Origin of the sequence: Rahnella sp. CJA17(1/100), from assembly GCF_963881615.1 — a bacterium.
Taxonomy (GTDB): Bacteria; Pseudomonadota; Gammaproteobacteria; order Enterobacterales; family Enterobacteriaceae; genus Rahnella; species Rahnella aceris.
In genome coordinates, this window is the sequence record NZ_CAWOJA010000006.1 from 90355 (window position 1) to 113754 (window position 23400).

General features: G+C 55.4%; 23 protein-coding genes. 11 read left to right on the forward strand and 12 right to left on the reverse strand.

Features of this window, described 5'->3' with window-relative positions:
- Nucleotides 1–711 carry a 5-oxoprolinase subunit PxpB gene (gene pxpB / locus AACU55_RS04200; RefSeq protein ID WP_134706727.1) on the forward strand — a complete coding sequence of 237 codons (711 nt, stop codon included), beginning with the start codon at nt 1–3 and terminating at the stop codon, nt 709–711.
- 11 nt (nt 712–722) lie between these two features.
- Complete coding sequence (locus tag AACU55_RS04205) at nt 723–1709, forward strand: 5-oxoprolinase subunit C family protein (RefSeq protein ID WP_205960147.1); 987 nt, start codon at nt 723–725, stop codon at nt 1707–1709.
- A 68-nt stretch (nt 1710–1777) separates the two neighbouring features.
- On the opposite strand, the gene AACU55_RS04210 is transcribed toward AACU55_RS04205, so the two are convergent.
- Nucleotides 1778–2983, reverse strand: coding sequence for a pyridoxal phosphate-dependent aminotransferase (locus AACU55_RS04210; protein ID WP_037035530.1), 1206 nt, complete (start codon nt 2981–2983; stop codon nt 1778–1780).
- A gap of 369 nt (nt 2984–3352) precedes the next feature.
- On the opposite strand from AACU55_RS04210, the gene nac reads away from it, so the two are divergent.
- From nac to AACU55_RS04245, 7 genes are all read left to right on the forward strand, one after another.
- Nucleotides 3353–4276, forward strand: coding sequence for a nitrogen assimilation transcriptional regulator NAC (gene nac, locus AACU55_RS04215; RefSeq protein ID WP_013576015.1), 924 nt, complete (start codon nt 3353–3355; stop codon nt 4274–4276).
- A gap of 140 nt (nt 4277–4416) precedes the next feature.
- Nucleotides 4417–4857 (forward strand): acetyl-CoA carboxylase biotin carboxyl carrier protein, encoded by a 441-nt coding sequence (locus AACU55_RS04220; protein ID WP_134706729.1) that lies wholly within the window; start codon nt 4417–4419, stop codon nt 4855–4857.
- Nucleotides 4854–5636: a LamB/YcsF family protein gene (locus tag AACU55_RS04225; RefSeq protein ID WP_134706730.1), complete on the forward strand. Its 783-nt coding sequence runs from the start codon at nt 4854–4856 to the stop codon at nt 5634–5636. Before AACU55_RS04220 ends, AACU55_RS04225 begins: the two co-directional genes overlap by 4 nt.
- 133 nt (nt 5637–5769) lie before the next feature.
- Nucleotides 5770–6519, forward strand: a complete 750-nt coding sequence (locus AACU55_RS04230) for an SDR family oxidoreductase (RefSeq protein ID WP_013576018.1) — start codon at nt 5770–5772, stop codon at nt 6517–6519.
- A 50-nt stretch (nt 6520–6569) separates the two neighbouring features.
- Nucleotides 6570–7265, forward strand: a complete 696-nt coding sequence (locus AACU55_RS04235) for an amino acid ABC transporter permease (protein WP_013576019.1) — start codon at nt 6570–6572, stop codon at nt 7263–7265.
- Nucleotides 7266–7269: 4 nt separating this feature from the next.
- Nucleotides 7270–8019, forward strand: coding sequence for an amino acid ABC transporter permease (locus AACU55_RS04240; protein ID WP_013576020.1), 750 nt, complete (start codon nt 7270–7272; stop codon nt 8017–8019).
- Nucleotides 8020–8031: 12 nt separating this feature from the next.
- On the forward strand, nt 8032–8769 hold the full coding sequence (locus AACU55_RS04245; protein WP_037035535.1) for an amino acid ABC transporter ATP-binding protein: 738 nt from the start codon (nt 8032–8034) through the stop codon (nt 8767–8769).
- Between the two features lie 109 nt (nt 8770–8878).
- Here the strand turns inward: AACU55_RS04245 and AACU55_RS04250 are convergent, their stop codons facing one another.
- From AACU55_RS04250 to AACU55_RS04260, 3 genes are all read right to left on the reverse strand, one after another.
- Entirely contained in the window at nt 8879–9232 is a 354-nt protein-coding gene (locus AACU55_RS04250; protein WP_134706731.1) for an MmcQ/YjbR family DNA-binding protein, read from the reverse strand.
- Nucleotides 9233–9469: 237 nt separating this feature from the next.
- Entirely contained in the window at nt 9470–10339 is an 870-nt protein-coding gene (locus tag AACU55_RS04255) for an NmrA/HSCARG family protein (protein ID WP_013576024.1), read from the reverse strand.
- Nucleotides 10340–10368: 29 nt separating this feature from the next.
- The gene (locus AACU55_RS04260) at nt 10369–11322 is read right to left on the reverse strand and encodes an NADP-dependent oxidoreductase (RefSeq protein ID WP_234300408.1); all 954 of its coding nucleotides are present in this window, start codon (nt 11320–11322) and stop codon (nt 10369–10371) included.
- A gap of 84 nt (nt 11323–11406) precedes the next feature.
- Here AACU55_RS04260 and AACU55_RS04265 point away from each other — a divergent pair, with 84 nt between their 5' ends.
- Nucleotides 11407–12282: a LysR family transcriptional regulator gene (locus AACU55_RS04265; protein ID WP_013576025.1), complete on the forward strand. Its 876-nt coding sequence runs from the start codon at nt 11407–11409 to the stop codon at nt 12280–12282.
- Nucleotides 12283–12506: 224 nt separating this feature from the next.
- Nucleotides 12507–13820 (forward strand): NAD(P)/FAD-dependent oxidoreductase, encoded by a 1314-nt coding sequence (locus AACU55_RS04270; protein ID WP_134706732.1) that lies wholly within the window; start codon nt 12507–12509, stop codon nt 13818–13820.
- A 36-nt stretch (nt 13821–13856) separates the two neighbouring features.
- On the opposite strand, the gene AACU55_RS04275 is transcribed toward AACU55_RS04270, so the two are convergent.
- The 8 genes from AACU55_RS04275 to AACU55_RS04310 all read right to left on the reverse strand — a co-directional run bounded on the left by AACU55_RS04275 (nt 13857) and on the right by AACU55_RS04310 (nt 23295).
- Nucleotides 13857–14513: a methionine ABC transporter permease gene (locus tag AACU55_RS04275; RefSeq protein WP_013576027.1), complete on the reverse strand. Its 657-nt coding sequence runs from the start codon at nt 14511–14513 to the stop codon at nt 13857–13859.
- Complete coding sequence (locus AACU55_RS04280) at nt 14494–15648, reverse strand: methionine ABC transporter ATP-binding protein (protein ID WP_134706733.1); 1155 nt, start codon at nt 15646–15648, stop codon at nt 14494–14496. Before AACU55_RS04280 ends, AACU55_RS04275 begins: the two co-directional genes overlap by 20 nt.
- A gap of 11 nt (nt 15649–15659) precedes the next feature.
- Entirely contained in the window at nt 15660–16502 is an 843-nt protein-coding gene (locus AACU55_RS04285; protein ID WP_134706734.1) for a MetQ/NlpA family ABC transporter substrate-binding protein, read from the reverse strand.
- A 249-nt stretch (nt 16503–16751) separates the two neighbouring features.
- Entirely contained in the window at nt 16752–19058 is a 2307-nt protein-coding gene (gene opgB, locus AACU55_RS04290; protein ID WP_037035540.1) for a phosphatidylglycerol--membrane-oligosaccharide glycerophosphotransferase, read from the reverse strand.
- Between the two features lie 419 nt (nt 19059–19477).
- Complete coding sequence (locus AACU55_RS04295; protein WP_015690111.1) at nt 19478–20194, reverse strand: ABC transporter ATP-binding protein; 717 nt, start codon at nt 20192–20194, stop codon at nt 19478–19480.
- Nucleotides 20191–21084 carry an ABC transporter ATP-binding protein gene (locus AACU55_RS04300; RefSeq protein ID WP_013576032.1) on the reverse strand — a complete coding sequence of 298 codons (894 nt, stop codon included), beginning with the start codon at nt 21082–21084 and terminating at the stop codon, nt 20191–20193. Before AACU55_RS04300 ends, AACU55_RS04295 begins: the two co-directional genes overlap by 4 nt.
- Entirely contained in the window at nt 21081–22367 is a 1287-nt protein-coding gene (livM, locus tag AACU55_RS04305) for a high-affinity branched-chain amino acid ABC transporter permease LivM (protein WP_173362108.1), read from the reverse strand. The genes AACU55_RS04300 and livM overlap by 4 nt, the downstream gene beginning before the upstream one ends.
- Before the next feature lie 13 nt (nt 22368–22380).
- Nucleotides 22381–23295 carry an ABC transporter permease subunit gene (locus AACU55_RS04310; protein ID WP_013576034.1) on the reverse strand — a complete coding sequence of 305 codons (915 nt, stop codon included), beginning with the start codon at nt 23293–23295 and terminating at the stop codon, nt 22381–22383.
- Nucleotides 23296–23400 lie beyond the last annotated feature (105 nt).

Sequence of the window (23400 nt, forward strand, 5' to 3'; positions counted from 1 at the left end):
ATGATCACTGCGTCGCACGAGGCGCCTTCCCGCGCCTCTTTTATTCTTGCCAGTCAGGGCGACAACATCAAAATCTCCACCATCGGCAGCCGTGCATGGCTGATTGAAGCACCGGGAGATTTCGACCTGCCCGCCCAGCGCCGCATCTGGTCACTGGCGGTCGCATTGCGCGCGCGTGATGATATCGAATCACTGATCCCCGGCGTGACCAATTTGCTGGTGCTGTTTCGCCAGACACCGGCAGATTACGACGCCACCTTTGCCCTGCTGGTGGCCGCCTGGGAACAGGCACAGGCCGTACATCCGCAAGGCAAACTGATTGAAATTCCGGTGATTTACGGCGGTGAACATGCCACCGATCTGGACGCGGTTTGCCAGCATACCGGGCTTTCGCCGCGCGAGGTCATCCGCCGCCATTCTGAGGGTTGCTACACGGTGTTTTCACTGGGCAGCGCGCCGGGTTTTGGCTATCTCCACGGGCTGGATCCGTCTCTGGCCACGCCGCGTAAAAAAGTCCCCTCGCTGAATATGCTCAAAGGCACCGTGACCATCGGCGGCGCACAGACCGGGATTTCCGCCCTGACCGGGCCAAACGGCTGGAACGCCATCGGATTCGCCGAACTGACGCTGTTTGACCCGCATGCAGAAAATCCTGCGCTGATGGCACCGGGGGACAGTGTGCGCTTTCTGCCAGAAAGGATTGAATTGTGACTGAACCAGCCGTGATTGAAATAGTGAAAACCGGCCCGCTGAATACCGTTCAGGACGCGGGCCGCAACGAATTCCGGGATATCGGCGTGTCTGTCAGCGGCGTGATGGATCCGCTGGCGTTTCACGCGGGCAACATCATGTTGGGCAATGACGAAAACGCCGCCTGCATTGAAGTGCAGATGTTTCCGTTTAAGGTCCGGTTTCTCGCCGATACCAGCATTGCCATCACCGGCGCAGATTGCCGCACGAAGCTCGACGGTGCAGATCTTCCGCCCTGGTGGGCCTGTTCCGTCCGCGCAGGGCAGGAGCTGGAAATGCAGTTCCCGCGTTACGGTGCCCGCAGCTATTTGTGCGTCGCCGGAGGCATTGACGTGCCGGTCGTTATGGGCTCGCGCAGCACCGCGCTGCGTGGTGGTTTTGGGGGTTTAGACGGACGACCGCTGGAGAAAAACGATCGCCTCGCGGCGGGTAAAACCACCGCATCTCCCCTGCCTGCGCAAGGTATGGGCATCGAGCCGCCGGAGATCGCGCTGGCAAACGTATTCCCGACCAGCACTGAGGGATGCGTGCAACTGCGGGCTATTCCCGCCGGAGAATATTCGCTGTTTGAAGCCGATCTTCCCCGCTTCTGGTCGCAGCCGTGGAAAGTGTCCCTGCACAGCAACCGCACCGGTTACCGCTTATCCGGCGCGCCGGTCACGCCCTCGAAAGTCATCGAAATGCGTTCATACGGTTTAGTCCCCGGCATCGTTCAGGTTCCGCCTGCCGGCGAGCCGATCATTCAGCTGGCTGACGCCAATACCGCCGGAGGCTATCCGAAAATTGCCGGAATTATTGAAGAAGACTTATGGCGCCTGGCGCAGGTTCAGCCCGGTCAGAGTATTCAGTTGATCAAAAGCGATGCACGCGAAGCCATTGCTGTTGCGGCGCAGATCAGCCAGTGGCTCACCCGCCTGCGCGATAGCATTATGCCGGTGAAGAAGATCATGGGGGTTTAAAACGCCCTATGGATGAAACAGAAAACGGGCCAGAAAAGGCCCGTTTTTTTATGCTTCTGACTCAGACGTTATGACTTCAGCTCCGCACAAAACGCTGCTATCCGGTCGCAGCCGTCTTGCAAAACTTCCATGCTGGTCGCATACGAAATGCGGAAATACGGACTCATGCCGTAGGCCGCACCCTGCACGGTGACGACGTGTTTTTCTTCGATCAGCGCCATCACGAAATCGGCATCGCTATTGATGTGACGCCCGCCTGCGGTGGTTTTCCCGATGCAGCCTTCAATGTTCACGAACAGATAGAACGCGCCCTGTGGTTTATGACAGCGCAGTTCATGCACGGACGTTAACCGCTCCAGCACGTAATCGCGGCGCTGGCGGTAGATTTCGGCGCGCTCTTTCAGTAAATCCTGCGGGCCGTTAAGCACCGCGACCGCCGCTGCCTGCGTGAGCGTGGTGACGCCGCCGCTGTTTTGCGTGTTCACGTTACTCATGGCTTTAATCAGATCTTGCGGGCCACCGCAAAAACCTAAACGCCAGCCGGTCATGGAATAGGCTTTCGACACGCCGTTGACCGTCAGCACGCGATCGAGCAAACGCGGTTCCACTTCGGCCAGCGTATAAAACGTCACGTCGTCATAAATCAGATGTTCGTAAATGTCATCGGTCAGGATCCACACGCCCGGATGGCGCAGCATCACCTCGCCCATCGCCTGCAATTCCTGGCGGGTTGCCACGGAACCGGTCGGATTGCTCGGGTAATTCAGCAGCAGCCACTTGGTTTTCGGCGTAATCGCCGCGTCGATGTCCTGCGGATACGGCTTGAAATTGTTCTCCTCCGGGCAGGCCACCGGCACCGGAATACCGCCCGCGAATTTGACGATATCCGCATAGCTAATCCACGACGGCGTCGGGATCACCACTTCATCGCCCGGATTAATCGTCGCCAGCATCGCGTTAAAAATAATTTGCTTCGCGCCGCCTGCGGTGAGGATCTGGCTCACGTCGTAATTCAGGTTGTTATCGCGCTGAAATTTACGCGCAATGGCCGCCCGCAGCGCCGGGGTTCCGTCAGTTGGCGGATAACGGGTATCACCGCCGAGCGCGGCGGCGTAGGCGGCTTCCGTGGCATGAGGGGGCGTCGGAAAATCCGGTTCACCGGTAGAAAGCGCAATGACATTCACGCCTGCGGCTGCGAGGTCACGGGCCTTTTGCGTCATGGCGACGGAGGCAGAAACAGAGACATTTTTTAAGCGATCGGCGATATCAGGCATGGTCCTGGGGTTCCATTGTTTTTATCGAACGTAAAAAGACGGACAGCGATGAGGCACTTCAGGGGAAAGAGTAATGAGGAACGGACCGCGCCGACCAATAGCGCTTTGTTGTGGTGACATAACACAAAACAATGGCTGAACGCGCAAATCAGGCAATTTGCACCGGCGCAGTGCAGGCAGGGATTTTCATTATTCGGGAGGCTGCGCAAAGGCAGAAAACATCCGGCTATACAGTGAATAAATCGGCGGGTAAATCAGAAGGAAAACCGGATATCGGACATAAATCAGCCTGTTAGTGCGTGTTGGCACTCATCTTGCTTCATACACATTACTTATAACACCACTTGTTTCCGTGATGAGGATGCCATCGTGAATCTCCGCCGCCTTAAATATTTTATCAAGATTGTCGATGTGGGTAGCCTCACTCAGGCCGCAGATATCCTGCACATTGCGCAGCCTGCGCTCAGTCAGCAACTCGCGACGCTGGAAGGCGAAGTGAATCAGCAACTGCTGATCCGCACCAAACGCGGGGTGACGCCGACCGAAGCGGGCAAGATTTTGTATATCCACGCGCAGGCCATTTTGCGCCAGTGCGATCAGGCCCAGAGCGCGATTGACGGCTCGGCGCTGGCGCTTTCGGGCAGCGTTTCTGTCGGGCTTGCGCCGGGCACCGCCGCACAGCAACTGGCATTGCCGCTGATGGAAGAAGTCCACCGGCAATATCCGGGCATCGTATTGTATTTCAATGAAAACTTCGGCACCACGCTCAGCGAGCTGATCATGAATGGCCGGATGGATATGGCGGTGATTTACGGCAACCGGGAAATTCACGGATTACGGTTTATGCCGCTGATGAAAGAAGAGTTGTATTTCGTCTGCCCGCACGCGCTGAGCAAACCGCTGAAATCCGTCAGTCTGGCGCAGGTGGCAAAGTATGACCTGTTCCTGCCGCGCATTTATAACATCATGCGTAAAGTCATCGACGACGCGTTTATCCATGAAGCTGTGACGTACCGCGTGAAGTGCGAAATCGAATCGCAAACCACCCTCAATGCCGCGCTGGCGGCGGGGTTAGGCTGCACGATCATGCCGGAATCCGCCGCCCGCGCGATGCTCAAAGCCTCGGATTCGTGGATGGCGAAAATTGATAAACCGAATATTCAGGCGGCGCTGTCATTTTGTATGTCCGACCATCTGCCGCTGTCCCAGCCCGCCGAAGCGGTCAAAGCGATTTTACTGTCGCTGATGGCCAGCCGCACGGTGGATAACCGGCCACTGACGCTGGTGGGGTAATAAGCGCACCTTATTACCGCAAAGCGAAATCCTCTTTCCTGACGTCGGCAGTGACACGATAGAGTGCTTTTACCGCCCGCAAAGCGGGTCGTTTTGTCGTCGTTATTGCGCGGGGACACTCTCTCTTCGACGGGAAGGATATGGAAAAAAAAGCACCAGCACTCAGCGAGTTGCGAGATATCGCACGAAAGATGCGTAAGTCCGGCCTGAGCCAGATTGAACTCAGCGGAAACGGCTTTCGGGTCAGCATGAAATACGCGCCAGTCTCCCCCGCCATTTTGCCATGCCGCAGGCCGGACGAAACGCCTGCGCTTCCCGCGCTGACCGCCCCCGACGCGGTATGTGCACCTTTCCCCGGCATCGTGTTGTTACAGCATCCGCTCAACAAAATTCCGTTCACACAACCGGGTGAAAAAGTCGGGAAAGATGCGCTGCTCGGGCTGCTGAAAGTCGGCGTGATTTACCTGCCACTGCGCAGCCCGGTGCAGGGCGTGGTGGCATCCCTGTCCGTGGAAGACGGTGAGTGCGTGGAATACGGCGCGGAGATTTTCACTTTACGCCGCGAGGAGCTGGCCGCATGAAATACATCGATTTAAACGCCGATATCGGCGAAGGCTTTGGCGATTACACCATCGCCGACGACGCCGCGCTGATGCCGCTGATCACCTCCGCCAACGTGGCCTGCGGGTTTCACGCGGGGGATGCGGTGATTATGGCGAAAACCGTCGCGCTGGCGAAAAAGTATCAGGTAGATCTCGGCGCGCACGTCGGATTCCCCGATTTGTCCGGGTTTGGCCGCCGCCGGATGCACATCGAACCAGAGGTGATGGCGCATTACGTCACCTATCAGCTTGGCGCGCTTTCTGCTTTTGCGAAAGCGGCGGATTACCCGCTGACGCACATGAGTTTCCACGGTGCGCTGGGCAATATGGTGTCCGAAGACGCCCGGCTGGCGCAGGTGTTATTGCAGGCGGTGAAGAATTTCGATGCACAAATGATCATCAGCACGATGCCCGGCAACGCCGTCGAGCGCATGGCGCGGGCGCTGGATTTGCCGGTGATTTGTACGTTTCTCGCCGACCGCGCCTATGAAAGCAACGGCCTGCTGGTCAGCCGGACGAAACCGGACGCGGTTATTCATGACAAAGAGAAGGTACGCGCGCGCATCCGCCAGTTGCTGCGCGAAGGCACGGTGCAAAGCATCGACGGCGTGACGTTGCCGGCGGATGCGACATCGATTCTGGTTCACGGCGATACGCCGGAATCCCTCGAAATGGTGCATACGCTACGGGAAATTATTGCCGAAATGGACATCGCGCTGATGCCGCCAGCCCGGCAACGCCGCCAGATGGCAGGGTAAAACACGCTGTTATAAGCCCCTCTTATCGCCTCACACGGTTTATGTCTTATACCGTCTGAGAATTACTGGATACAGTCAGAAAACACCCACCGGCAGAACATGATGGAGCCGGAGGTTTAACAGGAGAGTCGCAATGCCATTTTCAGATTACAAAACCGCGCTGGTGACCGGCGCATCGGCCGGAATGGGTGAAGCCATTGTCGAACGCCTTTGTCAGGAAGGGATCACCGTTCATGCCGTCGCGCGCCGCGCCGATCAGCTGGCCGCCCTCGCCGCCCGCACCGGTTGTATTCCGCATGCGCTCGACGTCAGCGACCTCGACGCGGTGACGCGCCTGTGCAGCGAGATCAGCGTGGATATTCTGGTGAACAACGCCGGGGTTTCCCGTCCCGGCTCTATCCTGAGCGCCGATGAAGAATCCGTGGATACGCAGGTGGATGTGAATCTGCGCGCCGTTTTGCATCTTTGCCGCCTGCTGGTGCCGGGCATGATGGAACGCGATCGCGGCCACGTCATCAACATCACCTCAATTGCCGCGATTTATAACTTCGGCGGCAACTCGATTTATCACGCCACCAAAGCCGGGGTTCACGCCCTGTCGCGCCAGTTGCGCGTTGACTGCTACGGCAAGCGTGTGCGCATCACTGAAATTTGCCCGGGCCGCGTGGCGACTGACATTTTCGGCAATGTTTCCGGCGATCACGAAGAAGCCCGCCGCCGTTTCATTGACGGTTTTGAACTGCCCGAAGCCAAAGACATCGCCGATTGCGTGGCGTTTGCCGTTTCTGCGCCGATTGCCGTCAACATCGGCAACATCGAAATCACCCCGACGTTGCAGGTTCCCGGTGGCCTTTCCACCATGCGCCCCGGCGAAGGTCTGTGATCTTTTTCCTATAAACCCACAGTTCAACCATTCAGGAGGGTGAAAATACGATGACGCTCGATTTCAGCAAAGTCCTGACCGGTCAGTTCGGGCAGATGATCGTCGATGGCATGGTTGTCACCCTCAAGCTGGCGCTGGGGTCCTGGCTGCTCGCGATGTGTATTGCCCTGCTGCTGGTCGTCATCCGGCTGACGCACAAACGCGCCGCCGAATATTTCGTCCGCGCCTATGTGTCGTATCACCGCAATGTGCCGACGCTTATTCAGCTGATGATGTGGTATTTCGCCATTCCGACGCTGCTGCCGGAATCTGTGCAGATGTGGATTAACGATTTCAACGCCGAGTTTCTGTTCTCGATGTTTGCGCTCGGATTGTGTCAGGCGGCGTATTTCTCCGAAGACATCCGCAGCGGATTACGCGCTATTCCTGAAGGGCAAACCGAAGCATCACGCGCGCTGGGCATGAGTTACACCCGATCGCTGCGTTCGGTTATTTTACCGCAGGGCATCCGCAACGCGCTGCCCTCGCTGCTCAACCACACCGTTTTACTGTTCAAAAACACCAGTCTGGCTATGGTCATTGGCGTAGCTGAACTGACTTACGTGACCCGTGATATTGAAAACCAGACGTTCCGGACTTTCGAATCGTATCTGGTGGCCTCTGCCGGTTATCTGTTCTTCTCTCTGCTGCTGATGGGTGCTGGCGCGTTGCTGGCCCGCCGGTTCCAGCGGGCCTACGCGAGGTAATCACATGCTCGAGATGTTCACGATTTTGCACGACAACGGGATGCTGTTCCTGATGGGGCAATATCCGCAGGGACCGCTTGGCGGGATACTTTGTACGTTACTGATTTCCCTGCTGGCCGTTTTGTTTGCACTGCCGGTGGGTATTCTGCTCGGGCTGGCGCGTTTATCGCCTTTCCGCTGGCTGAGCTGGCCCGCTGCCTGCTGGGTCTACGGCTTACGCGGCATTCCGCTGCTGATGGTGGTGTTCTGGACGTATTTCTGTGTTCCGCTGTTAATCGGTCACAACATCAGCGGCTTCAGCACCATGCTGTGTACGCTGGTGATTTATGAAAGTGCGTATATCGCCGAGATCGTGCGCGGCGGTATTCAGGCGCTGCCGGGCGGCCAGTACGAAGCGGCGCGCGCTTTAGGGATGAGTTATTTCAAAACGCTGCGTCTGATTATTCTGCCGCAGGCGTTATACAACACGCTGCCAAGTCTGGTCAGCCAGCTGGTTTCTATCATTAAAGACAGCACGCTGGGTTACGTCATTAATGTGCCGGAGCTGACCTTTGCCGCTAATCAGGTGAATAACCAACTGCTGACCAAACCTTTTCAAGTCTTCGCGATTGTCGCGATTGGCTATTACATCATCTGTTTCAGCCTGACGTGGCTGGCCAATAAGCTTGAAGCCCGTATCACGCGCAAACGGCAGAACCGGATGCCGGAAGCGGAGAAAATGACGAAGGCTCCACTGCTGAAGACTCAATCATAATAAGGAACGACGATGCGACCGATGATCTTATTTAATCAGGTTAATAAATGGTATGGCGAATATCAGGCGCTGACCGACCTGAGTGCAGAAATTAGAAGTGGTGAAGTCGTGGTGGTTTGCGGACCGTCCGGCTCGGGCAAATCAACGCTGATCCGCACCGTGAACCGGCTGGAACCTATTGAAGAGGGCCAGATCCTGTTCGATGGCATGGATATTCATGGCACCAGCACCCGCCTGAATCAGTTGCGCACGCGTATCGGTTTTGTCTTCCAGAACTTTAATCTTTTCCCGCACGTTTCGGTGCTGGAAAACATCATGATGTCGCCGGTAAAGGTACTCGGCGTGAAACGTCAGGAAGCGCGCAAGCACGCGGGTGAACTGCTGGAACGTGTCGGATTATCACACAAAGCCAATGCCTATCCGGCACAGCTTTCCGGCGGGCAGCAGCAACGTGTTGCCATCGCCCGGGCATTAGCCATGAAACCGCCGGTGATGTTGTTTGATGAACCGACGTCGGCGCTTGATCCGGAAATGGTCGGTGAAGTCCTGAATGTGATGCGCAGTCTGGCACGTGAAGGTATGACCATGATGTGCGTCACACACGAAATGAATTTTGCCCGCGACGTGGCGGACACAATCTGGTTTATGGATCAGGGGAAAATTCTGGAAAAATCCAAACCGGAAAACTTCTTCAATCATCCGCAACACCCGCGTGCCAGGAAGTTTTTAAGTGATCTGTTGCACCATTAATTATGCACGTGGCGTATTCCTTTGCAGCGCCTTGCCGCTCAGAGCTTATCCATCAAAGGGGGCTTAAGAAATAACGCCTGCATAGGTATCTCTGTCTTTGAATATATTATCAGCATGTCAATTCATGACTGTCGGCAAGCAGCTCGTGTATTTCATCTGCCGACAGCGGTCCGGAAAGGATCACACTGACCCAGTGCTCTTTATTCATATGATAAGCAGGCAAAATGCCGTCTTTCTGACGTAATGAGCCGATGTGCTCCGGCCGGACCTTAACCTCAAGTATGTCGACTTTATCTTCCGTTTTCAGCCCCAGCTTGGTACCGGGTACATTCATCACGAGACCAAACCATTTATCACCATTGTGATGACGAAGCACGGCATAATCCGGCAGGTTACGCCACAGATATTCCGGCTCCGAATTATAGTGTTCCCGCGCGTACCTGAATAACGACTCTCTTTTCATAATCACTCCCGTATCGTCGGTTTATACCGTTCTGACCAGCCCGTTCCAGCGCCTGCGCGGGTATGCACAGAGTCGTATCCGGGGTGAAGCCTGTGCGGATGAGGAACTGCCGAACCCAGTACATACCGTATCCTCCTGAGAAGATGCCTGCAAGATAACAAGTGCCTGACTGGGTTACGTTTACCGGTTGTTCGGCGGCGTACTGCCTGACAGTAAACCGCCCCTTTGCCTCGCGGTTTAGCTCCCGGCAACAGACTCGCGAACGAAATCTTCATAAGTGCGCAGCGGGTGTCCAATGAGAGCCTGTAGCTGTTCTGCGGTTCCTTCAGCAGCTTGCATGCCGAACGTCTGAATACCAGCCATCATCAGGCTCATGTCATAAGCCAGCCAGTTGGGACCGTACGAGGCGAGTTGCCCTTCAAACGCGGTGACGTCATCTCCCCCGTAAGTAATCTCGCGACCCAGGGCTGAACTCCAGATCTTCGCCACGGACGCACCGGTCAGCGGTTGCGGCCCAATCAACTCCAGCGTGACAGGATCCAGCGCAGACGATGCCTTGTCGCGTCGCAGCAACTCAGCCACGGCGACATCCGCGATATCGCGCGCATCAATCATTGAGACGCCCGCCGAGCCGACAGGCATCGGGTACACCGCGTAGTTCTGAATCGTCTGTTGAACCATCAGGTCGTTTTGCATGAAATAAGCCGGACGCAGAATGGTGGCGGGAATGTCATGACTTTTGATCATGCGTTCAACCGTATGCTTGCCGGTAAAGTGCGGAACGTTGGTGAATTTATCAGCATGGATCACCGACAAATAAACGATACGCTCAATGCCCGCCTCGCGGGCGAGGTTCAGGGCGATCAGGGCCTGAGTAACCTCATCGGGCGTAACTGCATTCAGCAGAAACAGCGTTCGTACCGATGACAGCGCGGCACGCATCGACGCGACGTCGGTCAGGTCTGCAACGACTTCCGTAACCCCTGCCGGAAACTCGCGCTTACCCGCCTGGCGTACCAGGGCTTTGACCCCGGCGCCAGCGTCAGCCAGACCCTGAATGATAAGTGAACCAATGGTGCCCGTGGCACCGGTAACGAGAATGCTCATATTTAACTCCTGCAAGATAGTGATAATGGTTAACGTGAGAAATCCGCAACGACCTTACCGGTCCGTGAAACGGTACGATTACGTTCGATTGCGTTGGGAATATCAGCGAAGCCCACTACGCCGCCAATTCTGGACTGTAGCGTGCCGCTGGCGACGTCGTTGGCCAGCTTCCCGAGTAATACCGGATCGGGCTTATTCATAAACCAGAGACCCCGGCGGTTTGCCGGCGTGCGGGCCAGAATGTCCGGCGACGATGTTCCGACCACAACGCCGTCCTCTGCCAGTACCTGCCAGGAACGGTCCAGCACTTCACCTCCGACGTAATCGAGCACCAGATGTATGTTTCGGGCGATGTCTTCAAAACGTTGGGACTGATAGTCAATGACATAATCGGCGCCCAGGCTGCGTACGAAATCCTGATCAGCCGTGCCCGCCGTGGCGAAGACCTCGGCACCGGCCCGTTTAGCAAACTGCACGGCGTAAGCTCCCAGTCCACCGGCTGCGCCATGAATGAGGATCCGCTGGCCCGGATAGAGCGGCCCTGCGTGGTGTAAGCTGTTCCAGGCCGAGACGGCGGCGACGGGAATGGCGGCGGCATGGATATCGTCCAGACCCTCAGGTGTCGGTGAAAGGTTTGCTTCATTGATCGTCACGAACTCGGCGTACGCGCCCAGCCCGCCGATTGCCCCCATGACGCGGTCACCGACACGAAAACGAGAGGCACCGGGGCCTACAGCGTCGATGACCCCGGCCATCTCGGCACCCAGGACGATGGGTAAAGGAACCGGAAAGGCATTACGTACCTGACCTTCACGGACTTTCCAGTCAATACCGTTCACGCCAGCGGCGAGAACCCTGACCAGAACCTGACCTTGTCCCGGTGCTGGCTTTTCAATCGCGGCCACTTGCGCGGCATCTGCCCCGCCGTAGTGCCGGATCAGTACGGCGCGTTGTAAGTTGTTCATTGCGGTTCCTCGTAGCAAGTTCTGATAACGAGACAATATTCCGTTGCAATTAAAAAACAAAGATCCTAAAACTTAGACACCTTGTCTCATAAATGGAACACCATGAACCTGAACGCGCTGTCTGATTTTATACTCGTCGCCACAAATGAAGGGCTGGGGAAGGCAAGCCGCGCAAGCGGCATTTCCAAAGCCACGCTATCGCGACGCATCGCAGATCTTGAGGAGCAACTGGGTGTGAGGCTGATCGAGCGAAGCGCTCGCGGTTTGAAGCTCACCGAAGCCGGGGCGACGCTGATCTCCCGGACTGAAGGCCTGCTGAGTGAGGTGACCGAAGCCATGACGGCGGTCGGTGATGGTGTTTCGACGCCTCGCGGACGTTTGCGTGTCGCCGCTCCGGTCCTGTTTTCCCAGCTTGCGATGGGGCGCATTGGTGCCGAATTCTGTGCGGCCTACCCGGAAATTGAAATTGAAATCGTGGCGGAAGATCGCATGGTAGATCTCGTCGAGGAACAATTTGACGTCGCAATCCGCATCAACCCAAGCCCCGACAGCAATTTAGTCGGACGGTGTTTCGCCAAAGACAGGCTGGTTGTCGTGGCCGCTCCTGAAATAATCAGGCCACTACCCGGCGCAATCAGGCCAGTGCCCGGCATCGTAACGTCGAGTTTCCAGCCTGCCCACTGGAGTCTCGATGGCGGGCAACTGGTCCTGGAGCCGATCCCAAAATTGCGCTTTTCTTCGTTACTGATGGTCCGCGATGCGGCAATCGCCGGCGGTGGGGCTGCCCTCATTCCGCAATCCATCGCATGGAACCAGCTTGCCCGCGGCGATTTAGTTCAGTGGGGCATCGTGTCGGGGGCAGAGCGGGAACTTTGGGTTTTGCATACTTCCAGGCGGCTTGCTGCGCCAAAAGTTCGCGCATTCGTCGATTTCCTGTGCGCCCGATACCCGGACATGTCTCTGGTTCTCAACGGATAGCGCTCTCAATTTTTTCTTTCGCGCAACAGGAGGATTTCATAGCCAACTTCCGGAGACAGGCGAACGGACACCGGCAAAATTCTCAGGGGGTGGCAGACAGACCAGATTCAGCCGCTACCTGTGCAGTATTCAGCTCACCTTCTTTTGATAGCATTAATCCGCATTAGACATCTATACGTCTATCCCTTAGGATCATTGCACCCGGGATAACCACCTGACAGACAATGAAAATTAAACATTTACCTCTTGATCAAAATATTAACGGCTGGGCGGCGCTGCGGGGTGATACTCCCCGCCATCCGGCTTTACGTGGAAAAGTCACGGCAGACTGGCTGGTGATTGGTGCAGGCTTTGCCGGGCTGGCATTTGCCCGTCGTATTGCCGAGCTTCGCCCGCATGAGCATGTTGTGGTACTCGAGGCGCTCGACGTGGCCGATAACGCTTCGGCCCGTAATTCGGGTTTTGTGATTGATTTACCGCATACCGTCGGCAGCACATCGGCTGAGCTGGAACACGCCAATGCGTACCGGCGTCTTTTACAGTACGGATTGCATCATCTGAAAGAGACCGTCGATAAACATGATATTGCGTGCGACTGGCTGAATTCAGGCAAATACCATTGCGCCGTGAGTGCGCAGTTTGACGGTGAAATCGCGCATTATCAGCAGGAACTCACCACGCTCGGCGAAAGCTTTGAGCTGCTGGACAGAGCCGCACTCCGTCAGCGTTTGGGCACCGGTTTTTACCGCAGCGCGGTGTATACACCCAACTGTATTCTGGTGAATCCGGCGGCGCTGATCAGCGGGCTGGTGGCCACGTTGCCGGCAAACGTCACGGTTTATGCCAACTCACCTGCGTTGCAGATTGACACTCAGGGCACTATTCATGCAGAAACGCCGCACGGCGAAGTGCATGCCGGTAAACTGATGCTGGCGATCAATGGAGCAGCACGCGGGTTACCGCTGTTCAAAGGCAACGTCTTCGCGATGTCGACGTTTGCAACACTGACTGAACCGCTGTCACCCGCACAACGTCAGCTGATCGGTGATATTGCGCCGTGGGGTTCGACGCCGGTGAATGCACTGGCGGGTGCGACGTTGCGCTATACCTCTGACCATCGCTTCCTGATCCGTGAGCACGTCAACTTTACGCCAGGTCTGGTGACCCGTGCGGTAGAAACCGGCCGTCATGCCCGCCGCCATCAGGCATTATTTGCCCGTATTTATCCGCAGTTACAGGACGTCAATATGGCGTACACCTGGTCGGGGCTGATCAGCATTACGCGCAACGGCGCGCCGGTATGGGGGAATATTGCGCCGAACGTGTATTCGTCAGCGGGATGTAATGGTTCCGGCAGTTCCAAGCAGAGTGCGTTCGGGCGGTTGCTGGCGGAACATGCGCTGGGAGAGGACAATCCGTTGCTGGCCGATATGCAGGGCATCGGACGCGCCAGTTATCTGCCGCCGCGCCCGTTCCTGGATGTCGGTGTGAAAGGATTTATGGCCCGTGAACGCTGGCGTTCACGCAGCGAGTTGTAGAGACTGAACATAGCCGGTCGCCGCACAACCGGCTTTTTAATGACGTTTATCGACGCGTGCCACGATACGATCCCCCAGCCACTGAATGCCGCAAACCATCACAATCAGCACGACGATCACTTCTATCATCACCACCGTTTCGAAACGCTGATAACCGTAACGGATTGCCAGATCACCCAGTCCGCCTGCGCCGATAGCGCCCGCCATCGCCGATGCGCCAATCAGCGCCACCAGCGTGACCACAAATCCGGACAAAATACCGGGCAGCGCTTCCGGGATCAGCACGTCCCAGACAATACGCAGTTTACTGGCACCCATCGCGCGAACGGCGTCAGTCAGTCCGCGATCCACGTCGCGCAGCGAGACTTCTGCCACGCGGGCGAAATACGGCGTGGCGGTAATCGACAGCGGAACAATCGCCGCCCAGGTGCCGAGCGATGTGCCCACCAGAAAACGGGTTACCGGGATCAGCGCCACCAGCAAAATGATAAATGGCAGAGAACGGAAACCGTTGATGACCAGTCCGAGCGAGCGGTTAACCCAGCGATTTTCGGCAATGCCGCCAGGACTGCTCATCACCAGAATCAGGCCCAGCGGCAAACCCGCGATCAGCGAGAACAGGCCGGAAATTGCCGTCATCAGCAACGTTTCTTCGACGGCGTTAATCAGTAAATCAATCATTACCGGAGACATAACCTGTCAGCTCCACGGTGGCCTGGTGCTGTCGCAGCCAGTCTAAAACAACCTGCTCAGATGCCGTATCGTTTACCGGCACTGAGAAGAAGAAACGCACAACGGCATAATGCTGAATATGATCCACGCCGCCCTGGATCAGCCGGAATTTGCCCGGTAATGCCGTCGCCATTTGAGTGAGTATTTCGCCCTGCCGCCCCTGCTCCGCATACTGGACGCTGTAAATGGCCTCGCCCTGACGTACCGGCGACAACCGTTCAGCCAGCGCTTCCGGCAGTTGCGGCAATAATCCCTGTAACAGCGTACGGGTCAGCGCGGACTGCGGATGCGCAAACACCTGCCACACCGGCCCCTCTTCGATAATTTCACCGCCATTAATCACCGCCACGCGATGCGCGATTTTTTTAATCACCTCCATCTCATGGGTGATCAGCAAAATGGTGATGCCGAGTTTCTGATTGAGGGATTGCAGCAGTGCCAGAATCGAACGCGTGGTTTCAGGATCGAGCGCCGATGTCGCTTCATCGCAAAGTAAAAGTGCCGGACTGGCTGCCAGCGCACGGGCAATACCGACGCGCTGTTTCTGACCGCCGGACAACGCCGCCGGATAGTTCTTTGCCTTATCTTCCAGCCCGACCAGCGCCAGCAGTTCGGCGACACGCGCCTGACGCCGTGCCTTGTTGTATCCGGCGATTTTCAATGGCAGCGCGACATTCTGCTCAACCGTTTTGGCCGACAGCAAATTGAAATGCTGGAACACCATCCCCACGCGGCTGCGCACTGACTGCAAGGCTTTCTCGCTCAGGCCGGTGATGGCATGGCCTTCGATTTCAATCACGCCGCTGTCCGGCTGTTCCAGTCCGTTCAGGCAGCGGATCAGGGTGGATTTCCCCGCACCGCTGCGGCCAATAATGCCCAGGATTTCGCCCCGCCGGACCGTCAGCGAGACATCTTTCAGCGCCTGAATTGTGCCGAACTGACGGCTTACATGGTCAAGGCGCACGACGTCATGCACCTCATCCTGATGCGTTTTCAGAGTGCCACCGGCAAACTGCCCGGCGTTAGCCGGGCGTGGAGGGGCTTTTTCTGAAGGCGTCGCCGTGAACTGCGCACCGGTTTCAGAGATGATCGTCATGCTTTACATCCTTACCAGGCCGTCACGCCGGTGCCTTTATAGACCTTATCAAACACCTGTTTGACAGCCTCGTTCTGGTAAGAACTGACCAGCGTTTTCACCCACGGCGCATTCACATTTTCAGTTTTCACCGCGATGAAGTTGTTGTAAGGATTATTCTTTACCGGTTCCTGCGCGATACGATCCGCAGGCGTCAGGCCACTTTTCAGCGCCCAGTCGGTGTTCACAATCGCAGCATCCAGATCCGGCACGGAGCGGCCGATAATGCCGGAATCCAGCTCTTTAATGGTGACGTGGCGCGGGTTCTCAGTGATATCCGCCGTAGTGGCGGAAATACCGGCGCCCGGTTTGAGTTTGATCACGCCAGATTGCTGAAGCAGGATCAGCCCGCGCGCTTCGTTCGCCGGGTCATTCGGCACGCCAATCACCGCCCCTTCTTTCAGCTGGTCGGCAGATTTTACTTTTTTAGAGTACAACCCGATTGGCCACACAGCGGTATCACCCACGCGCACGATGTTGTAGTGATTCACTTTGATCTGGTTATCGAGGAAAGGCTGATGCTGGAAGGCATTGGCATCCACTTCGCCGTTTTGCAGGGCTTCATTTGGCTGGTTGTAATCGTTGAAAATCACCGGTTTTACCGTCAGACCTTTTGCTGCGGCCTGTCTGACCACTTCACGCCAGACATCTTCGTCTTCCCCGCTGATAATTCCGACCTTAACCGTGGTTTTATCGGCGGCCTGTGCCGCACTCAGCGTTGCCAGCACGCTGCCGGAAATGATCACTGCCGAGGCCGCGGCCAGTAAAACAGCACGGTGAATACGGGTCTTTGTTTTGTTGAATGTCTTGCGCATACGCTATCCCCAAAAGTGTGATGAGATGCCTGCTCCGGGCTGTGTTTCCGTGCAGGAATTTGGCGAGTATACCGATCGGCTTATTTCTTTATAATATTGTTTTAATGATAGTTATTCTTGAAATGAATAACCGAAATAGGATAGTAAAGCGATAAAAATGCTAAGTGTTTTTTCAATTGCCATTTCCCCAATTTGCTTCCAATAAAAAACCCGCCGGAGCGGGTTTTAGCGTTTAGGGTAAACAGCGGATTAAGACTGCGGATCCACCGGCTGAACTTCAAGAGAGACCATGCCGATGCCCAGTTTACGAGGCTGGAAGCCGCCGCTGGTGCCTTCAGTAGGTTCGGTCGGTTCCGGCGGCGTGATGACGATACTTTGCTCCGCTCCCGGATTGGTGAACTGTACTTTCACGATACCGTCTTTATCGCCGAAGGTGACAAACTGCTCCTGATCCCCGACACGGACGGAAACCGGCTTATCGATGTTATTGCCGTAAGCCCGTGCGCGGATCACCACATCAAAGGTGGCGGGCAGCGGTTTAACGTAATCAATTTTCACCGACGGTGCCAGATTGGCATCTGACCAGCGTCCCCAGTTTTCAACGGCTGAAACACCGGTAATCGCTTTTACCTGCTCCGGCAATCCCGGCACCATAAAAGCGATGGCTTTCGACTGATAAGTGGTGGCGGAATCATCAATATTCAGCGTCTTCAGGGTTTGCTGATAAATCGCATTGCTGCCCGAGGTGTCTTTCACGAAGTCCACTTTACCTTTGAAGGTATCGCCGGTGACCTGCACGATCGTCGGCTTCGCCCCGAGGTTCCCCGATGCAACGCACAGGCCGGTATTGAGCGACAACTCTGGTGCCCAGACGCGTCCCATTTCGTAGCATTTATCAACCCAGACAAAGTTATCGCTGGTCGCCAGTCCGGCCAGTTGTTTTTTCAGCGGCGTGGACAGATAGACATCAAACATCGGCTCAATTTTGTCTGCCGTGACCTTCAGAATAAACGGCGTTTTGATGGTCATGCCGGAGAAGGTGAAAGTGCTGTCTTTGGTATTCACCGCATAGTCTTTGATGCTGTTCGGGAAGCCCCACTGTTTGATGACCGCCGGTTTCCAGGCATTCACTTTGTCATCAATATTGAGGAACTGCGCAGTCATCGATGTCGCAGAAACACCGCTGCGTCCAAGACCGATGTAGTTGTCGCCGCCCATCATATCCAGTACGGTCGCGCCATTATCCAGGGTGCTGCGTTTCGCACCGTTCAGCTCCCCTGCCGGATGACGGCCGTCGAGTACGAAGAACAGGTCTTTACGGTTCTGTTTGGTCAGAATGTTGTAAGCCGTGTTGTTCATCGCCAGATGATCGGAAGACACCACAATGATGGTGTTATCGAAATAACCGGACTTTTTAATCTTATCGATAAATGCGGCAATCAGTTCCTGACTACAGGACACGGCGCTCAGTGACTGGTTGGCTTTACCGTTCACTTTATATTCCTTGCGGGTACAGCCGCGGGAAATAAAGCCGTCCGGATGATGCGTATCAACGGTCAGCGTGAACAGTGAGAACGGCTTACCTTCCTGACTCAGCGTCACGAATTTTTTGTACACCTCATCCAGCAAGGTGTCGTCATACCAGCCCCAGTCATTTTTATAAGACGGGTCCGCCACAGTCGGACGCAATTCGTTGTAACCATAAAGATGGTCGAAACCATGGGATTTCAGGAAGGTCCCTTTGCCTGCGAAAGCCAGTTCAGCGCCCTGATAGAAATAGTTGGTATAACCTGCACCTTTGAGCACATCGCCAAGACAGACGTTTTCAGGGTAGAAAGTCGCCAGTGCGCTGGAGGCATTACCATCAAACGGCGCAAACAGCGGGATCCCACACTGAGAAGCCACCATACCTGCAATGGTATAGCCAGTGCCCGGCAACTGTTTGGTGTTTGTGAAATCGGTACTCTGCGCTTTATGGCGATTTAATTCGGTGGTCAGGCCGGGGAAGACTTTGTCATCAAAATACGTGCGTTCCAGGCTCTCGCCGTAGATATAAACCAGGTTAGGCTTTTTCGCGCCTTTAATGGCTTTTTCGGGCACTTTGTAATAGGTACTAAAATCTGCACCACTGCCTGAGATTTGCGTTTTGACCAGACGGGAGATGTTCTGGAATGCCTGTGTGGAACCGACAGAAAAGACCGCCAGCACCACGGCCAGCGCACTGTAGACCGCGCTGCTGTTTTTGGCACGACGCTGCTTCAGCCCCCACGCCAGCAAAGCAAATACGCTGACAAGCCCTGCCAGTAAACCGATAAACGGCAGGATATATTTATTGAGCCCCGCCCCTTTCAGGCTACTGGTGACGGTATATAACACCGCGTCCGTGATGCCTTCACCGGTGAAATAATTGCTGCCGATCAGGATGACGTTAAGAATGACGTAAAGCCCGAGGAAAAACAGCACCAGTGAAAACCAGACACGGCTGGCCGACGCCCGCGTGACGTAGAGAAAAATAGAAGAAAGAAATAATACGAAGGAAATTATCTCAGAAGCCATTTCAGCACCCTGTCTGATTTAAACAATAAACTCTACGACCCATTTCTGCTGTTTTGCGAGCAGCGCCGACGGTTCAACTCATCGAGCGAATGACCCGTTTGTCATTCACTTACTTCATCCCTGAGACAGGAAAATTCATGCCAAAAACGGATAGCGCTATATAGCCTGTTGATCCTGGTGGGTCAACGCCTTAACACGGCTTCAGGCCACTGATGTGCCCAAAAAAACTGACGTTTTACAAATTCATGACAGCTAATTCCGCATGATACCTCAGAAAATTAACTTTCCGGTCACCTTTCTGTAAGAATTGCATGATAGCGGAATACTGTGGGCGAAATGTGGAGGCAGGTTGAAAATGCGGAAAAAAGTTGGCGGGAACGCCCGCAATACGGGGTATCGCGGGCATTGAAGATGAAAAATCAGATTCCTCCGAGATAAGCTTTCCGCACCTCCTGATTATGTAAAAGTTCCTCGCCTGAACCGCTAAGACGAATTTGTCCGTTGACCATCACATAACCCCGGTCAGAAAGCCTGAGCGCATGATGCGCATTTTGCTCCACCAGAAAGATAGTCATGCCGTTTTTTGCCAGTTCGCGTAAGGTCTGGAAAATCTGTTTAACGATAATAGGCGCCAGCCCAAGACTCGGTTCATCGAGCAGTAACAGCTTCGGGCGACTCATCAGCGCACGAGCAATGGCCAGCATTTGCTGTTCACCACCGGACATGGTCATCGCCCGTTGTTTACGGCGTTCCTTCAGGCGCGGGAATAACTCAAACATGGTGTGCAGATCTTCTGCCGCGTGTTTATTCCCGACGGGAATGGTGCCCATCAGCAGGTTTTCTTCCACGGTCATATCCGGAAAAACACGTCGCCCTTCCGGCGATTGCGCTATGCCAGCCGAAGCCACAAAGTGTGTCGATTTGCGGCTGATATCTTCCCCGCGAAACAGGATCTGCCCGCTCTGTATACGTGGCTGGCCGAATATCGACATCAGCAGCGTTGATTTCCCGGCACCGTTGGCACCAATCAACGCCACCGTTTCCCCCTCATGCACCTGCAAAGAGACCTGCTGTAATGCCTGAATCGCCCCGTAATACACATTCACATCACGAAATTCCAGCATCGCGTCGCTCATAAGCTGACCTCGTCGTCTTCATCAGCACCCAGATACGCGGCAATGACTTTCTCATCGTTCTGAATAGCCTGCGGTATTCCTTCGGCAATCACGTCGCCGTGGTCGAGCACGATAATGTGGTCGGAAATGTCCATCACCATGCCCATATCATGTTCGATCAGCAGCACGGTGATGTCGTGATGATCGCGCAGGAAGCGGATAATTTTGCTCAGCGTACGTGTTTCAACCGGATTCAGACCGGCTGCCGGTTCGTCCAGGCAAATCATTTCCGGCGCGGTACACATCGCACGGGCGATTTCCAGCCGGCGCTGCTGACCGTAAGACATTTCCCCTGCCAGCCGGTTGGCACAATCCACCAGTTCCACCACTTCCAGCCAGTAAAATGCGCGGTCCAGCGCCTGATTTTCCGCACGGCGATAACCCGGCGTATTGAGCACACCGGCAATCAGGTTGCGGTTGGTTTGCATGTGCTGAGCGACCAGCAGATTTTCAACCACCGACATTTCACGAAACAGCCGGATATTCTGAAAGGTACGCGCCAGCCCGGCGCGGTTAACCAGGTGTGTACCGCCGAACATTTTGTAGAAAATGCGTTTGCCCAGTTGCGCCGGTTTTATCCAGTCATCAGGCTGAAATTTCTGCCCGAGCACCTGGATTACATTGGTCGTCCGGCGGCGCGTATTGAGCAAAATATTGCCGCCGGACGCTTTATAAAAACCTGTCAGGCAATTAAATACCGTGGTTTTTCCTGCGCCGTTCGGGCCGATCAGCGCGGTAATCGATCCGCGTTTCACCGCAAGATTCACATCGTTCAGCGCCTTAATGCCGCCGAAATGCATGCGCAAATGCTCGACACTCAGGATGTTGTTATCCGCTAACGCTTCGCTCATGGCGCGACTCCTTTACGCACGGCAAACCCGCTGCGGCTGATGCGGATCAACCCGCGTGGCCGCCAGATCATCATCACCACCATTAAAACGCCGAACAGCAATACGCGATATTCGGCAAAGCTGCGCAACAGTTCCGGCGCGACGGTCAGCACAAATGCCGCCAGCACCACGCCGATGGTTGAGCCCATACCGCCCAAAACCACAATAGCGAGAATCAGTGCAGATTCGAAAAAGGTGAAAGACGTCGGATTAACGAAGCCCTGATACGTGGCGAAAAACACGCCAGCAATTCCGGCCGTGGAAGCCCCGAGGGTAAAGGCAGACAGCTTGACCAGCACATGATTCAGCCCCATCGCGCGGCAGGCAATCTCATCCTCACGCAGCGCTTCCCACGCGCGGCCAATCGGCATGCGGGTCAGCCGGTGTTTGATAAACAGCACCAGCAACACCACCAGAACCAGCACGGCATAGATGAAGATAAATTTCATATTCGGGTTATAGGTCAGATGGAAAAACTCGTGGAACGGCACGCCGCCCTCTTTCGCCCGCCGGCCAAATTCCAGCCCGAAAAAGGTGGGCGGAGGCGCGGAAACACCGTTCGGGCCGCCGGTAAACGACAACCAGTTGGTCAGCACCAGCCGGATGATTTCACCGAAACCTAACGTCACGATCGCCAGATAGTCGCCGTGCATACGCAGCACCGGGAAACCCAGCAACGCACCCGCCAGCGCGGCCATCACCGCCGCCAGCGGCAGCATCGACCAGAAACCGAGGCCGAGATACTGATACCCCAGCGCCAGCCCGTAAGCCCCGATGGCGTAAAACGCCACATACCCCAGATCGAGCAAACCGGCCAGTCCGACCACGATATTCAGCCCGAGGCCGAGCAACACATAAATCAGTCCCAGAATGGCGACCGTCAGAATGTATTTGGTGGCGACGAACGGGAAGAAAATGGCCAGCACAATCAGCAGCGGAATAACCCAGCGCAGATGACTTTTATAATCCGGCGACCGGACATAGACGCCCGCGCTGTCGGATTCGAAACGCGCACGCATTTTCTGCCCGGCCGTGGTTTCTAAAAATGCACTGAGCAGGAAGCGGCCCGTCATCACCGCAGCAATGATCCAGACCAGCCTCTGGCTATGAAAGTTAAAGCTGTAACCATCGAGCACCACGCCGACCACCGGCCCGAAAATAATCAGCGCCACCAGCCCGGCAAAAATGGCATCCAGCAGACAGCGTTTAAATGAAAATCCGCTGTTCACAGCAGTTTGTGACATCATTTTATTTCCCTCACACTTTCGTCACGACCGGACGGCCCAGCAGGCCCTGAGGGCGGAAAATGAGGATCACCACCAGCAATCCAAAGGAGAACACATCTTTGTAATCGGAATTCACCATGCCTGAGAACTGCGCTTCGGCAATCCCCAGGATCAGCCCGCCCAGCATCGCGCCGGGTAATGAACCAATGCCGCCGAGCACCGCCGCAGTAAAAGCTTTGATGCCGATGATGAAACCGGCGTAGAAATCAAACGTGCCGTAGTTCATGGTCACCAGAACCCCGGCCAGTCCGGCCATCGCTGCGCCAATCATGAAGACCAGCGAGATAATGCGGTCAGTATTAATACCCAAAATGGAGGCCATTTTTCTGTCCTGCTGCACCGCACGACACATACGACCAAGTTTGGTATTACTGATAATCCACGATAAAACCAGCATGCCAGCCAGCGACGCCACCAGAATGAAAATTTTGGTGTAGGTCATCTGGACAAAACTTTCGCCGATATGAAAACGGAATGCGCCATCCAGCATGGTCGGAATGCCCTGCTGTCGCGGCCCCTGACTGATTTGCGCATAATTTTGTAAGATGAGTGACATGCCGATAGCAGAAATCAGCGGTGCAAGACGGGTCGAATTACGCAGCGGCTTATAGGCAATGCGTTCAATCGCCCAGCCGTACACGCCGGTGACCACGATGGTGAACACCAGCGTGCCCAGGATCAGTAGCGGAAAAGAGTGAAGCCCGAAGAAGGAAAGCAGCGCCAGCGCGATGGCACAGAGGTAAGCCGAAATCATATACACTTCGCCGTGCGCAAAGTTGATCATGCCGATAATGCCGTAAACCATGGTGTAGCCGATGGCAATGAGACCGTAGACAGCACCGAGCGTAATGCCATTAAACAGTTGTTGCAGGAAGAATGAATCCATAAATACGCAGTCTCTTTTTGTGACCGCGCCTGGCTAAGGGCGCATTCATTAAAGCTAATAAAGCGTTATCGTTGCAGCCAGTTTGGACCCGGCCAGCGCACAAGA

Excerpts from the sequence above, each read along its gene's own strand:
- pxpB (WP_134706727.1), top strand. The coding sequence starts at position 1 with ATGATCACTGCGTCGCACGAGGCGCCTTCCCGCGCCTCTTTTATTCTT.
- AACU55_RS04210 (WP_037035530.1), bottom strand. The coding sequence starts at position 2,983 with ATGCCTGATATCGCCGATCGCTTAAAAAATGTCTCTGTTTCTGCCTCC.
- AACU55_RS04220 (WP_134706729.1), top strand. The coding sequence starts at position 4,417 with ATGGAAAAAAAAGCACCAGCACTCAGCGAGTTGCGAGATATCGCACGA.
- AACU55_RS04225 (WP_134706730.1), top strand. The coding sequence starts at position 4,854 with ATGAAATACATCGATTTAAACGCCGATATCGGCGAAGGCTTTGGCGAT.
- AACU55_RS04230 (WP_013576018.1), top strand. The coding sequence starts at position 5,770 with ATGCCATTTTCAGATTACAAAACCGCGCTGGTGACCGGCGCATCGGCC.
- AACU55_RS04235 (WP_013576019.1), top strand. The coding sequence starts at position 6,570 with ATGACGCTCGATTTCAGCAAAGTCCTGACCGGTCAGTTCGGGCAGATG.
- AACU55_RS04240 (WP_013576020.1), top strand. The coding sequence starts at position 7,270 with ATGCTCGAGATGTTCACGATTTTGCACGACAACGGGATGCTGTTCCTG.
- AACU55_RS04245 (WP_037035535.1), top strand. The coding sequence starts at position 8,032 with ATGCGACCGATGATCTTATTTAATCAGGTTAATAAATGGTATGGCGAA.
- AACU55_RS04250 (WP_134706731.1), bottom strand. The coding sequence starts at position 9,232 with ATGAAAAGAGAGTCGTTATTCAGGTACGCGCGGGAACACTATAATTCG.
- AACU55_RS04255 (WP_013576024.1), bottom strand. The coding sequence starts at position 10,339 with ATGAGCATTCTCGTTACCGGTGCCACGGGCACCATTGGTTCACTTATC.
- AACU55_RS04265 (WP_013576025.1), top strand. The coding sequence starts at position 11,407 with ATGAACCTGAACGCGCTGTCTGATTTTATACTCGTCGCCACAAATGAA.
- AACU55_RS04270 (WP_134706732.1), top strand. The coding sequence starts at position 12,507 with ATGAAAATTAAACATTTACCTCTTGATCAAAATATTAACGGCTGGGCG.
- AACU55_RS04275 (WP_013576027.1), bottom strand. The coding sequence starts at position 14,513 with ATGTCTCCGGTAATGATTGATTTACTGATTAACGCCGTCGAAGAAACG.
- AACU55_RS04280 (WP_134706733.1), bottom strand. The coding sequence starts at position 15,648 with ATGACGATCATCTCTGAAACCGGTGCGCAGTTCACGGCGACGCCTTCA.
- AACU55_RS04285 (WP_134706734.1), bottom strand. The coding sequence starts at position 16,502 with ATGCGCAAGACATTCAACAAAACAAAGACCCGTATTCACCGTGCTGTT.
- opgB (WP_037035540.1), bottom strand. The coding sequence starts at position 19,058 with ATGGCTTCTGAGATAATTTCCTTCGTATTATTTCTTTCTTCTATTTTT.
- AACU55_RS04295 (WP_015690111.1), bottom strand. The coding sequence starts at position 20,194 with ATGAGCGACGCGATGCTGGAATTTCGTGATGTGAATGTGTATTACGGG.
- AACU55_RS04300 (WP_013576032.1), bottom strand. The coding sequence starts at position 21,084 with ATGAGCGAAGCGTTAGCGGATAACAACATCCTGAGTGTCGAGCATTTG.
- livM (WP_173362108.1), bottom strand. The coding sequence starts at position 22,367 with ATGTCACAAACTGCTGTGAACAGCGGATTTTCATTTAAACGCTGTCTG.
- AACU55_RS04310 (WP_013576034.1), bottom strand. The coding sequence starts at position 23,295 with ATGGATTCATTCTTCCTGCAACAACTGTTTAATGGCATTACGCTCGGT.